The 13,917-nt window shown below is 47.4% G+C and carries 11 protein-coding genes; 9 read left to right on the top strand and 2 right to left on the bottom strand.

Annotation, left to right across the window (positions count from 1 at the left end; translation table 11 throughout):
• The first annotated feature begins 1 nt into the window (after position 1).
• The 9 genes from DWZ76_RS08225 to DWZ76_RS08185 all read left to right on the top strand — a co-directional run bounded on the left by DWZ76_RS08225 (position 2) and on the right by DWZ76_RS08185 (position 12,131).
• Positions 2–2,926 (top strand): phage tail tape measure protein, encoded by a 2,925-nt coding sequence (locus DWZ76_RS08225; protein ID WP_118472386.1) that lies wholly within the window; start codon positions 2–4, stop codon positions 2,924–2,926.
• A 14-nt stretch (positions 2,927–2,940) separates the two neighbouring features.
• Positions 2,941–3,303 (top strand): hypothetical protein, encoded by a 363-nt coding sequence (locus DWZ76_RS08220; RefSeq protein WP_118293532.1) that lies wholly within the window; start codon positions 2,941–2,943, stop codon positions 3,301–3,303.
• Positions 3,304–3,438: 135 nt separating this feature from the next.
• On the top strand, positions 3,439–5,568 hold the full coding sequence (locus DWZ76_RS08215) for a hypothetical protein (protein ID WP_207663645.1): 2,130 nt from the start codon (positions 3,439–3,441) through the stop codon (positions 5,566–5,568).
• The gene (locus tag DWZ76_RS08210; RefSeq protein WP_118293530.1) at positions 5,561–6,670 is read left to right on the top strand and encodes a hypothetical protein; all 1,110 of its coding nucleotides are present in this window, start codon (positions 5,561–5,563) and stop codon (positions 6,668–6,670) included. Before DWZ76_RS08215 ends, DWZ76_RS08210 begins: the two co-directional genes overlap by 8 nt.
• Positions 6,671–6,672: 2 nt before the next feature.
• Positions 6,673–8,082, top strand: coding sequence for a hypothetical protein (locus tag DWZ76_RS08205; protein WP_118472384.1), 1,410 nt, complete (start codon positions 6,673–6,675; stop codon positions 8,080–8,082).
• A 73-nt stretch (positions 8,083–8,155) separates the two neighbouring features.
• A complete protein-coding gene (locus tag DWZ76_RS08200; RefSeq protein ID WP_118472383.1) occupies positions 8,156–8,569 on the top strand; it encodes a phage holin family protein in 414 nt (137 codons plus the stop codon).
• A 1-nt stretch (position 8,570) separates the two neighbouring features.
• Positions 8,571–9,365 carry an N-acetylmuramoyl-L-alanine amidase gene (locus tag DWZ76_RS08195; RefSeq protein WP_118472382.1) on the top strand — a complete coding sequence of 265 codons (795 nt, stop codon included), beginning with the start codon at positions 8,571–8,573 and terminating at the stop codon, positions 9,363–9,365.
• A gap of 139 nt (positions 9,366–9,504) precedes the next feature.
• Complete coding sequence (locus DWZ76_RS08190; protein WP_118472381.1) at positions 9,505–10,722, top strand: recombinase family protein; 1,218 nt, start codon at positions 9,505–9,507, stop codon at positions 10,720–10,722.
• Between the two features lie 5 nt (positions 10,723–10,727).
• Positions 10,728–12,131 (top strand): recombinase family protein, encoded by a 1,404-nt coding sequence (locus DWZ76_RS08185; protein WP_118472380.1) that lies wholly within the window; start codon positions 10,728–10,730, stop codon positions 12,129–12,131.
• A gap of 51 nt (positions 12,132–12,182) precedes the next feature.
• Here the strand turns inward: DWZ76_RS08185 and DWZ76_RS08180 are convergent, their stop codons facing one another.
• A complete protein-coding gene (locus DWZ76_RS08180; RefSeq protein WP_118472379.1) occupies positions 12,183–12,608 on the bottom strand; it encodes a hypothetical protein in 426 nt (141 codons plus the stop codon).
• The gene (locus DWZ76_RS08175) at positions 12,602–13,786 is read right to left on the bottom strand and encodes a recombinase family protein (protein ID WP_182431293.1); all 1,185 of its coding nucleotides are present in this window, start codon (positions 13,784–13,786) and stop codon (positions 12,602–12,604) included. Before DWZ76_RS08175 ends, DWZ76_RS08180 begins: the two co-directional genes overlap by 7 nt.
• Positions 13,787–13,917: the final 131 nt, after the last annotated feature.

Below are 13,917 nucleotides of genomic sequence, written 5' to 3'. Positions count from 1 at the left end.
CGTGGCAAACCGTATCAAAGGCATCACGGTTGAGATCAACGGTGATACTACCGGGCTTACCAAGGCCCTCGCAAATGTAAACAAAGAAATCAAGTCCACGCAGTCCCAGCTTAAGGATGTAGAGAAACTTCTGAAACTGGACCCTAGCAATACAGAACTGTTAGCCCAGAAGCATAAGCTGCTCGGACAAGCTGTGGAGGAAACGAAGAATAAACTCCAGACTCTGAAAACCGCTCAGGAACAGGCAAACGAAGCTCTAAAGAACGGTACGATCACCCAGGAACAGTATGATGGACTCCAGCGTGAGATCGTGGAAACCGAGCAGGAGCTGAAACGCCTGGAAGAACAGGCAAATCAATCTGCGACTGCCCTGCAGAAGATTTCTGCCACGGGTGAAAAGCTACAGACGGTAGGTTCCAACATCGAATCTGCCGGAAAGAAGCTCCTCCCCGTCACGGGTGCCGTTACCGCCCTTGGTACAGCGGCAGTAAAGACCGCCGCTGACTTCGACAGTGCCATGAGCCAGGTGGCGGCGGTGTCTGGGGCTACGGGTTCCGATCTGGAAGCCCTGCGGGATAAAGCCAGAGAGATGGGTGCTAAGACGAAGTTCTCCGCAGCCGAAGCCGCCGAAGCAATGAATTACATGGCGATGGCCGGCTGGAAAACTGGTGATATGCTGGATGGCATCGAAGGCATTATGAACCTTGCCGCAGCGTCCGGCGAGGACTTGGCAACCACATCTGATATCGTTACTGACGCACTTACCGCCCTGGGTCTGTCTGCCGCAGACTCAGGGCATTTTGCTGATATTCTTGCAGCAGCGTCTTCCAATGCGAATACGAACGTTAGCATGATGGGCGAAACTTTCAAGTATTGTGCGCCTGTTGCGGGTGCGTTGGGATTCACTGCCGAGGACACAGCGGAAGCCATCGGCTTGATGGCGAATGCGGGTATCAAGTCCTCCCAGGCTGGTACTGCCATGCGTACTATGCTGACAAACCTCACTGGCGAGGTCAAATTCTCTGGTGCTGCCTTTGGCGAGATGACGGTTCAGACCACCAATGCGGATGGTAGCATGAGAAGCCTTGGAGATATTCTGGCGGATTGCCGAGTAGCATTTTCCCAGATGTCCGAATCCGAGCGTTCTGCAAATGCGGAAGCTCTGGTAGGCAAAAATGCGATGTCCGGCTTCCTTGCCGTGATGAATGCTGCACCAAGCGATATTGAAAAGCTGAACAGTGCCATCACCAACTGTGACGGTACCGCAGAAAAGATGGCTACAACCATGCAGGATAACCTGGAAGGTCAGCTTACCATCTTAAAATCTCAGCTTGAGGAGCTTGCCATTTCCTTTGGCGAGTTGCTCATGCCTGCGATCCGCACGATTGTTGGCTGGATTCAGAAGTTCGTGGATTGGCTTAACAGTATGGGCGAAGGCACGAAGAAGGTCGTAATGACCGTGGCATTGCTTGCGGCGGCATTGGGACCTGTGCTGATAGTGATTGGTAAGGTGGTCAGTGCCATTGGTACGATTATGACCATCGTACCGAAGATTGCTGGAGCCATCAATGTGGTGAAGGGAGCCTTTGCCGCGCTGAATCTGACCATGCTGGCAAACCCCATCACTCTTATTATTGCAGCGATTGCCGCTCTGGTTGCAGCTTTCATTTATCTCTGGAATAACTGCGAGGGGTTCCGGCAGTTCTGGATCAACTTGTGGGAGGGCATCAAGCAGGCGGTCACCACAGCTTGGAATGCCATCACCTCGTTCCTGTCTACGGCATGGGAGTCCATCCTTGGTATTGCCCAGACGGTATGGGGGGTGATCTCTGGATTTTTCACAACTCTATGGGAAGGCATCACGGGGGTGTTCACGGCGGCGTGGACGAGCATCAGCGGTGTAATGACCACGATCTGGAATACGATCACCTCTGTATGGCAGAGCATCTATGATACGATTTCTCCGCTACTGGAGGCGTTTCGGTATTTATTCGAGACCATATTTGAAGCCATCCGTATTCTGATCGAGCGGGCTTTCACGGCTGTGTCCCAGAAGATACAGGAAATCTGGAACGGCATCGTTGCTTTCCTTACCCCTGTGCTGGAGGGCATCAAGAATGTATTCCAGACCGTCTGGACGGCAATTCAGTCCGTAGTTACTACAGTTCTGACAGCAATCCAAGGTGTAGTCACGACTGTGTGGAATGCCATTAAAAATGCAGTCACCACAGTGATGAACGCCATCAAGGGTGTAGTGTCCTCGGCTTGGAACAGCATTAAATCCATGATTTCTTCTGTGATGAACACGATCAAGTCGGTCATCACGAGTATCTGGAACAATGTAAAATCCGCCATCGGCAGCATCATCGGTCAGATCTACACGGTCATTCACTCCGGCTTTGAGAAAGCGGTCGGCTATGTGAAGGGGCTTGCATCCCAGGCGTTCAACTGGGGCAAAGACCTGGTCATGGGCATCGTCAACGGTATCAAGTCCTGCATCAGCGCAGTTACCGATGCCGTGACAGGAGTAGCAAATAAGATTCGTTCCGTTCTGCATTTCTCGATCCCGGACGAAGGACCTTTGACGGATTACGAGAGCTGGATGCCGGACTTCATGTCTGGTCTGGCAAAGGGCATCGAAAAGAGCCGTGGTCTGGTAGAGAAGGCTGTGTCTGGGGTAGCTGCTGACATGGTCATCAATCCACAGGTATCTGCACTGCAGATGGCTGGCGGCAGCAGTACCAATGGCGGTGTGTCTGATGGAACTGTGTCCAGTCTGCTTTCTGGTATCCGTGAGATACTGGATGGTATGGGCAGCCAGAACACAGGCATGATTTCTATTCCAGTCTATCTGGGAAATAACCTGCTGGACGAAGTGATCGTGGATGCCCAGAAGCGTCAGAGCCTTCGTTCCGGCGGCAGATAAGGAGGTGTGCACCGATGGCATTTATACAGTATCTCGTTTTTGATGGTGAGGATCTTCCTTTGCCAACTTCCTACGATGTTGCGATGGACGATGTGGAGGCGGATTCCTCCGGCGAAACAGAAGCTGGGACTACCCAGCGGGATGTGGTGCGTTCCGGCGTTCACACCATATCCGTTGATTTTTCTGTAACTCCACGGTGGCTAAAGAAGCTGACCGTGTATAAGCAGAAAGCAAAGATCAGCGTTCGATTCTTTGATACGGAAACGCTGGAACAGAAAGAAGCCGAGATGTATATCACGGGATATAAAGCAAAGCTGGAAAAGGACACCTCCTACAAAGGACTGTGGAAGGTATCCTTTACGCTGAATGAGTTCTAAGAAAGGGGTGTTTTGATGTATCCAGTCAGCGATAAATTCATGGACGCGGTGCAGAAAAACACCCGTACATTTTACTGGACGGGCAGCATCACGACAAAGACAAATCAGACCTATGAGTTTGGAAATGATGACATTGTGAAAGGTTCCGGTTACATCAATCGGCAGTGCTGTGGAAACACAGAAATTGAACTTGGAACGGTGTATGCAGCCGAAATGGGAATCAGCCTTTATTTGGACATTGACCGCTATACTCTGGAGGAAGCAGAAATCAGACTGTCGTTCCATCTGGTATATGAAGATGAAACAGAGGAAGAAGTACCGATGGGTGTGTTTTATGTTGCTGAAGCAAACCGATGCATCAAGACCTTGGAATTAAAAGCCTACGATGGAATGTTAAATTTGGATAAGAATTTCAGTAAGGGGCTGTCCAGTGCGTATCCTTACGAGTTCCTTTCTCTTTTATCAAAAGCCTGCCATATAGAACTTGCCCAGACAAAAGAGGAGATTGAAGCTATGCCAAACGGCACTGAGCTTCTTGGCATCTACCAGGATAATGACATAGAATCTTGGCGCGATTTTCTTTATTATTTAGCACAGACACTTGGGTGCTTTGCGATTATTGATCGTTTCGGCAGACTAAATCTTTCTGCCTATGGAAATACAGCAGTCATGGCGGTTGATATCCGGCACCGCTTCAGTAGCAGTTTTTCAGATTTTGTTACGAGATATACGGCGGTTAGTTCCACGAATAAAAGGACAGAAAAAGCAGAGTACTATGCGAAATCTCCAGATGATGGGCTGACGATGAATCTTGGTGTTAATCCGCTTTTACAGTTTGGGCTGGAGGAAACAAGAAAACGTATCATCAATGCAATACTTGATGTTATCACATCAGTGGAATACGTGCCGTTTGATTCAGATACGATTGGAAATCCTGCGCTTGATCTTGGTGATGTGCTTCGATTTACGGGTGGTCATGCAGATGAAACCAAACAATCTGCAATTACATCCATTTACACGAAAATCAATGGAAAACAGACTGTGAAATGTGTTGGAAAGAATCCAAGACTGGCAGCAGCCAAGAGCAAAAATGATAAGAACATCACAGGTCTTATTAATTCTATTGGAGAGACAAAGCTGAGTATATACACTTTCGCTAATGCATTGGCATTGGATGTAGGTGCGGAAAAGCTATCGATTATCAATATGGAATTTGCATCCGGCGATGAGACTAATGCAGAATTCCATGCTCAAGCAATTCTTCAAGTGGAGAGTAATCCAGATACAAGAACGCTTACAGCAGAAACAACTATCGATCTTGGAACAACGACTGATGACAATGGAACAACGGTTGAAAATAAGAAAGTGATTTCGTTTCCGCTATCCTGGGATGAGGATGGAAAAACAGAACTCTCTGTTTTTTATGTGCTGGATGGGCATGAGGTGGAAGAATTCCATCCGAAAGAGTCGTGGCTAAGCGGCAAGCATTTGCTGACCCTGTATTATCCAATTATGGAGCTTACGGCGAATCAGCTTCATACCTTTGAGGTGTTGATTTCCATGAAAAATGGAGCTGGTCATATCGAAGCACAGAATATTATGGCAACTATTACGGGTCAAGGACTTGGTGTGCAGGAACGCTGGGATGGAAAAATCACGGCAGAAGAGACAATGAAGAAGCTCCTTCTTTCCTCAATGCCAACGCACACGTTGCAGGATGTTGTTATGGTACATTTCCTGTCACCGAAAAAGACAGGATTAAATGACCATGTGGCATCGATCTCTTTAATCGGAATGCCAATGCGCTCTATGAAGGACACGCTTCGACTCTTTGCACCAATCGTTCGTGATGTTGTCGAAACGGATGATAAAAAGAAGATGAATTACAAGAAAGAATATGTTCTTGCCGAGGATGTGTTTAGGCTTCGTAAGGACTATGCCCTCTCTGGGAATAGCAGTATCCGCCTCGACCGTGGCCGGATGCTGAAGCTTGTGATTCCGACCGAAAACTTCGATAGCCTGACAGCACTTACAATTCAGCCATTTGAAACGTTTCCATTTATCAATATGGAGGTGCTGTACCCAGGCAATCTTTCATTCAGCGAATTAACAGAACAGGTCGGAGATGCGGTAAAACTGAAAACGTCTTTCAGTAGACAAGTTTCTGGGCAGAATCAGAAAATTAACCGTGGGCGGCTTGCAGCATTTTCTATGGGGATTGGAGATATGGCAGATATAGAAGAACTGGAGGTAAGCAATGTTTGATTATGGAAGGATTGAAGATCTTCTGAAAAGCACGGAGCACATGGAGATTCTTCGTAATAATTCACTGCAGGATGATGGAACAGATACGGTAGAGGGGGCTGCCTGGTTTCAGTATAAAGGGAAAGTGGCATCCACTCTTTATGTCAGTGGCAACTCATGGATTGGCTTTGGGGAGAATGTAGAGCAGCTTAAAATTGTCCGCCGAGATACGGATCTTATGACACTCCGAAGAGAGGAAGGCACAATCTGGGGGACATATCGCTTCCTCCGAATTCGGTGGGAAGGCTATTCTGTACACGGTAAGCGGAATGATGAAACTAAAATGGTCTGGGATGCTATTCTCTTTGATACTGGGGAAATCTGTGTCTACTTCGATACAATTCCGACTAACAGTAGTTATCTGGCAGATTCTTGCCTTGTAACTGGCAATAGCACGATACCCTTTACCGCCCTTACAGGAAAGGTTATTTCTTTTAGGCCAAAGGATGAAAATGGGAACGGCTTTGAATATATGGATCATGCACCTGTTTTTCTTGATCCGTACAATCGAAGGTATCTTATTTCAGATGTAGATGGCGCACTTTATACCGTAGGAGATGGTGCACTTGTTAAGTTGGTGGAAACAAAACTTACGGCTGAGTTATTTGAAACGCAAGGTACGCAGGATATCCCAAATGGAAAACTGCTCATTACGCTACATGACCCGACCATACTTTATTGGCATGATTCTGAGAATCTCTTCCCAGATTTGAAAGTAAATTATACAGGGATACCAATCCCACAAGTGCTTTACTCTGAGAATATTAATATGTCAGATTCCACGATCCTCGGAATTGAGAAAGTGACAGCAGACTGTTCCGATGAGGTATTGTTTGCGGTTTCTTTTGATAATGGAGAATCTTGGTGGAGTTGTACCAATGCGGTGTGGGCAAAGCTGTCCGAGGAAAAATCTGGAATGTCAAAGGTTGCGCTGGAGGCTATCAGCGTGGATTCATGGGCGGAGAAAGCTACCACAGGACAATTGAAATATCGGTTTATCATCAGCGGTGCGGATGGTTATTTAAAATCTGTCACAACCGACTATCTGAATGCGGAGGAATAATAATGCTAAAAGGAAAAAGCGTAATAGAACTTACAGATGTTCATACTGGAAGAGTGGAACATTACGAAGATACCAACTTGGTGACCGAAGCGGTAATGGATGTTCTAAACTGCAATATTAGAGGAATGCTGTATAACAGTACTGGATTTAATAATTCTAGTGGAGATAATTGGATGTTGCCGATAAAGAAAAACATTATGGGTGGTATCCTTTTATATCAGAATGCGATAGAAGAGCAGGCGGATAATATCTATGCACCAATGAATAATCCGCTAATCGGCTATGCATCGGATGATGCAAACAATACCGAGGATATTCGAAGGGGAAGCCGAAACCTCACAGAGAGCAAAGTGGTTGATGGTGGATACCGCTTTGTATGGGATTTTGCGACATCCCAGGCAAACGGAACCATTTCAGCAATCTGCTTATCCAATACACTAGCCGGAAAAGGGACACAATATGATGGGAATTACATGGTTCGTATCGGAACCTGGTCGACAAATGTAAACAATATTTATGAGCCATATTGTTTGCGAGACAATAAGCGCATTTATATTGGTGAAGGATATAGATTGGAGATGACAACCCACAATAACTCTACACAAGCAACGCTTAGAAAAATTCAGGATGATTATCTTCATGCAACATTGATCGACCGACCATTGACGCGCATGGCCTGTGAAGCTAGTGAGGAAACATCCATCGAATTGAATCATTATCCGAGATATTGTCATTACAGTGGCGGGAGCAAGGATGGAACGGACGAACCTTATAGTAACAATTCCGACATTTGGAATTATCTGTATCATGGAACAGATGGAAAGTGGTATGGATTAGTTAGATGTGAAAACCTTAAGTACAGTTACACCAGTAGTGGTAGAGAATATTATGACCGTGTAAATTATGAGTGGTACATGGATTGTATTGATGGCGATAAATGCACCACGCAGAAGATTGTAGCTCCCAGTGGTATCAGAGAATTTTATAGTTTTGGAATGAGTGGTAAATGGTTGATGTGTTATACAGAAACAAAAGTCTACCGTATTGATACAACTAATGTGGCAAATATCGAACTGGTGCCGAATATCACATATAATTCTTCAAGTATCTGGACTTATATTGTGGATGATGACATTGTGATTAATGGCTGGTATTTCCTGGACGGTGAGCCAAAACTTTATCTCCAAGGCACCCCTGATGCAAGTCGTATTGAGTGGGGGAGAAACCAGATGAGCAGGTATAAGACGTATGCAGTTAGAGAGTGGATGTATCGGTATTCATCAGATTACGACCTATATCGTGAACTTTATTTGTTCACTCCGTATCTTGCCACTATCAATAACCTCAGTTCTCCAGTTATCAAGACTGCAGATAAGACCATGAAAATCACATATACCATTACAGAGGAATGATCCTTTGCAACATTGAAACTAAGCATCTCTGCGGAGGTGTTTTTTTATACCAATTTTAAGGAGGACAAACACCATGAAAGAATTCTGGAACACGATTCAGCTTATTTTCACTGCCATTGGAGGGTGGCTCGGCTACTTTCTCGGTGGCTGCGATGGCCTGCTTTATGCCCTCATTGCCTTTGTAGTCATCGACTACATCACGGGTGTGATGTGTGCCATCAACGATAAGACCCTCTCCAGTGAAGTGGGGTTCCGGGGCATCTGCCGGAAGGTACTGATTTTCCTGCTGGTCGGGATTGCAAACATTCTTGACGTGCAGGTCATCGGAACCGGCAGTGTTCTGCGAACCGCAGTCATTTTCTTCTACATCTCCAATGAGGGCGTGAGCCTTCTGGAGAATGCGGCGCACCTTGGTCTGCCTGTGCCGGAAAAGATCAAGACCGTTTTAGAGCAGCTCCATGACCGCTCGGAAAGTGAGGATGAATAATATGGCTTACACAAATAGTTCCCTAGTATCCTATACCAAACTCAGCCCGAATCATTCTGGGCAGAGAACCCACAGCATTGACCGCATCACGCCACATTGCGTGGTGGGTCAGCTCTCCTGCGAGAGCATCTGCGGTTGCTTTACCAGTCCGTCCAGACAGGCAAGCTGTAACTACGGCATTGGCAAGGACGGTCAGATTTCCCTTTGCGTGGAAGAGAAGAACCGTAGCTGGTGTTCTTCCAGTGCCGCCAATGACCAGAGAGCCATCACCATCGAGTGTGCCAGTGATATGTCTGAGCCGTATGCGATGAATACTGCAGTGTACGAATCTTTGGTGAAGCTCTGCACCGATGTCTGCAAGCGGAACGGTAAGAAGAAACTGCTCTGGCTTGGGGACAAGAATACGACTCTGAACTACAAGCTGAAAACCGATGAGATGGTGCTGACGGTTCACCGCTGGTTTGCGAACAAAAGCTGTCCGGGCAACTGGCTCTATGCAAGGCTTGGTGATCTGGCAGCGAGGGTCACTGCAAATCTAGGTGGCAGTCAGCAGACCACCCCGTCTGCTCCAACAACCAGCAAAGTGCCGTATAAGGTTCGGGTCAAGATTTCCGACCTCAATATCCGCAAGGGTCCTGGTACGAACTATGCCAAGTGGTACAAGTTCACTGGGGCTGGGGTGTTCACAATCGTTGAGGAAGCGACCGGTCTTGGTGCTACCAAGTGGGGACTTCTGAAGTCCTATGCGGACAAGCGTAACGGCTGGATTTCCCTCGATTACGCAATCAAGCTGTAAGGTTTTGCCCGGTGGCATGAGCTGCCGGGCTTCCTTTTTTACACACAAAAATTCACCGAAAAATAGCACGGCTATTGCTTGACTAATCGGCGGCGTAGAGTGATATATAGACTACCACAAAAGGAAGGAGGAACAGAGCATGAGAATTAAGGTAATCAAGCCCACGAAGGCAGTACACCAGCAGAAGAAAAAGGTCTGCGCCTATGTGCGAGTATCCACTGACAGTCTTCAACAGGAAGACTCCCTGGAAAACCAGACCACCTATTTCAAAGGCTTTATTACCGCCAATCCAGAATGGGAGTTCGTTGGCATCTACTCTGACCAGGGCATTTCTGGCTATAAGGAAAACCGCCCCGGATTTCAGAAGATGATAGAGGATGCCAGGGCTGGCAATATAGATTTAATCGTAGTAAAAAGCATATCCCGATTCGCAAGAAATACCGAAACTGTGCTCAAGTTCACCAGAGAACTGAAAAGCATAGGTGTCGGTATTTTTTTTGAAATTCAGAACATCAACACGCTGTCCGGCGCAGGTGAGTTGATGTTGACCATCCTTGCAGCATTTGCCCAGGCCGAGAGTGAAGGCGCATCCGCTAATGCGAAGATGACCTATAAGCGAAAATTTGAAAGTGGAATTCCTGCCCACGGTTTGGAAAGCACCTTCGGATACAAAGCCAATGCCCAGGGTGACATCGTAGTTGATGAGGAAAAAGCCGCAGTTGTGCGGCAGATGTTCGACTTGGCGGAGCAAGGCATCTGGCCCAGCAAGATTAAGCAATACCTCAATAAAAATGGTGTTCCAGGGTGTGCTGGTGGGGATTGGGATGACACGGCGGTGTTCCGTGTTCTCCATAATGTTTCCTATAAGGGTGATCTGATTTTGCAAAAGACCTATAGGGACAGCCGCCGCAAGCAACGCAAGAATGAAGGACAGGTTGACCAGTGGTACATTGCAGAGAACCACCAACCCATTGTACCGCCTAAACAGTGGGACAAGGTGCAGGAAATTTTGCGGAAACGGAGCGAACATCTGCAAAAGCCAGCCCCTCCAAAGCCGGACAAGCCACGGAGTAGCCGAAATACCTACCCACTTTCCAATCTGATATACTGCCCCATTTGCGGTGAGAAGTTGATTCATAAATGGGGCAAGGGCAAAAACGAATACTGGGCTTGCAAAACAAACCTCAAGGTCGGCAAGGATGCCTGCAAGGGAATCTGGCTACCTGCAGAAGTGGCAAACGACTGGGGTGAGATTACAGAGCCGATTGTAGCGGTTCAATATGAAGATGAATATGGGATGCGGCGGTTTACCGCTTACCCCAAAGATGAATATGACGCATTCAAAAGAGAGGACTGATTTATATGGCAAGAGAAATCGTACACATTCCTGCACGGCGTGGCCTGAGCAATCGAGCTACTGTGACAGACCGAAAAATCCGGGTGGCTGCTTATTGCCGAGTTTCCACCGACCATGAAGAGCAGATCAACAGCTTTGAAAACCAGGTGACCTACTACACCGAATACATCAATCGGAATCCGAACTACGAACTGGCTGACATTTATGCTGATGAAGGCATCTCCGGCACCAACACCAGACGCAGAGATGATTTCAACCGCATGATTGCAGACTGCGAAGCCGGAAAAATCGACTTGATCATCACAAAATCCATTAGCCGTTTTGCCCGTAACACGCAGGACTGCTTGAATTACTCCAGAAAGCTAAAAGACCTGGGCATCGGAATCCAATTTGAGAAGGAAGGTATCAACACGATGGACAGTTCTGGTGAGCTGCTTTTCACCATTCTTTCTTCCTTGGCACAGGACGAGAGCCGTTCCATCTCGGAAAACTGCCAGTGGGGTATCCGGTCCCTTTTCAAACAGGGGGTTCTGCATCTGAACACGAACCGTTTTCTGGGCTACGACAAGGACGAGAAAGGCAATCTGGTCATCAACGAGGAACAGGCGGCGATTGTGCGCCGGATTTATACGGAGTTCATGAACGGCATCAATCCTGATGTTATCAGCCGCCGCCTTCGGGATGAAGGAATTCCGGGATGCATGGGCGAAGCAAAGTGGCAGGCCAGCACGATTTTTGGAATCTTACGGAATGAGAAATATATGGGCGATGCCATTCTGCAGAAGACTTTCACTTCCGATTACCTTACGAAAAAGACCGTGAAGAACGAAGGTCAACTGGAACAGTACCATGTCAAGGGTGACCATGAAGCTATCATCGACCCAGAGTATTGGGATGCGGTTCAGCTTGAACTGGAACGGCGGCAGAATTATATGACAGCTCACAGTCTGCGGACGATGGGGCGTTACACAGATGAGCAGCCCTTTTCCAACCGAGTGTTGTGCGGAGAGTGCGGCAAGGTTTTCTGGCGGCGTACCTGGTACCGCCTGAACAACACTTACAAGGTCTGGCAGTGTGGCAACCGCTATCGAGAAAAAGGTGTGGTCACTTGCCACAGCGAGAACTTGAAAGAATCGGATTTGCAAGTGGCTTTTGTCATGGCGTGGAATGGCATTCTGGAGAACCGGGCAGAGTTCACAGAAACTTGGAAAGCACAGGCTGAAAACGGCAACGCTCTGGAACGCTTCAGGGCAAAGCAGATGCTGGAGCTTACCAAGATGAAACCACTGAAAGAAATCGACCTTTTGCTGGTCGGCAAGGTTCTGGACTATGTGATTGTCCGGCATGGCGGCGAGCTGGAGTTCCATTTCCTTGACGGGACACAGCTTGCGGTCGAAGTGACAGAATAAAGGGTAGCAGCCCACCCCCAAACCGTTGTGGGAGGGCTACTATTTTAGTGCTTATTCTTCGATGTTTTTCTTAAGGTGTCTCCGGGCATAAGGGATACCCTTTGCCAGATCGAAAATGACCGCCTTATCCTCCTTGGAGTAAACGCCAGTCATAATATACTTGGTTTCCGGGTCCCATTCCTTCATAGCACCACGGATTACTTCCATCATCGGTTCGTTCTGGAAGAGGACAGCGGTTTTCTGTTCCTCCTTTGCCTTAGAGAACTTGACCGTGTTGCCCTCATTGCCTTTGCCGACCTGTACGGCGAACTGGCGGGTTTCCAGGTTGAACAGGAAGCGGACATACGCTGGGTAGCCCAGCACCTCAACGACAGCTTTGACAAAGCGGATGCGTTTCGGCTCCACGATAACATTCAGCGGAGCCTCTTTCTTTGCTACAGTCTTTTTGATCTCGATTACCTGGAAATTTTCTAACATTTTACATTACCTCTCTTTTGTAGTTTTTCTTGGATTTTTGGTACATCACGTTTTGACCAGTGCGGGTCAAGTACAAGATATCCTTTCATTCGCCCGCGTCTAATAAACTGGAGAGTCACGGACGTATCCTGGCGGATTTGCTTTTTGTGCTTTCTCCGCCGGATCTTTAAGCATTCCTGCACCTCATCCCATTGCTCTCGTGGTATGATAGCCGGATGGTGGTCACGCATAATGTACTTGCGTTCTTGACCACGATTCTTTACGGAACGGTGGGATAAACAGTCTGGTGTGTAGGTTTTCTGCATAACGACATCGCCGCAGTAGCGTTCATTATGGAGCATACTATAGAGCGTTCCGGCACTCCATTTCCCCACTCCTTTGACAGTGGGGATTTCGAGCCGTGTCAATTCATCAGCGATTTCTTTAACGCTCCACCCATCCAAATAGTTCTCATAGATGAAGCGAACCACGGCGGCTTCGTCTTCCACAACATTCATATTTCCATCATCGTCTGTGGTATAGCCGAGGAGTGCCCAAGTCGGGCAGAGTGGCAGTCCTTTTTGAAACCGCCGCTTGATTGACCATTTGATAGCTTCGGATTTATTCTCTGACTCACCCTGTGCCACGCTACTGAGCATGGCGATGAAAGCCTCGTTCCTTCGGTCAGTGGTATTCAGATTTTCGTTTTCAAAAAATACTGCCACAGGAGGTTCAAGGCTTCGTAATTGTCGGACATAAGAAATGCAGTCCAAGGTGTTACGAGCAAAGCGGCTGATGGACTTTGTGATAATCAGATCGATTTTTCCATCGTAGCAATCTCGTATCATTTCCTGGAACTGCATTCGTTTGGTGACATTTGTGCCGGAGATACCCTCATCGGCATATATTTTTACTAACTCCCAGTCCGGGTTTCTGGTGATGAGTTCGGTATAGTATTGGACTTGCAATTCATAACTACCAGCCTGGGCATCTTCATCAGTGCTGACTCGGCAGTAGGCTGCAACCCGTATGATTTTTGGTTTGTCCGCCTCCAGCTCGGACACGGCAGGTACGATCTCTACCTCCGCTTCATTATCATAAGCGTTTTTAATACGGTTCTTTGCAGCCTTTCGCTTTTCGGCTTTTGATGACCCTTGCCATTTCGCAGACAACTCTAATTTCCCTTTCAGTTGAAACACCCCCTTCCTATCCTGGTGGGTCGTTACCAGTACCGTACCCTGCATAGCAGAGCCAAAGAAAATTATATCTAATTCGGCATTGCGTATCAACTTGCATAGCAATACCGAAGTATTTTGTGCGAAAGTATTTT

Origin of the sequence: Clostridium sp. AF35-15, from assembly GCF_003477745.1 — a bacterium.
Taxonomy (GTDB): Bacteria; Bacillota; Clostridia; order Lachnospirales; family Lachnospiraceae; genus Otoolea; species Otoolea fessa.
The sequence above is the reverse complement of the archived record's forward strand: the minus strand, read 5'-3'. Positions and strand labels throughout refer to the sequence as shown.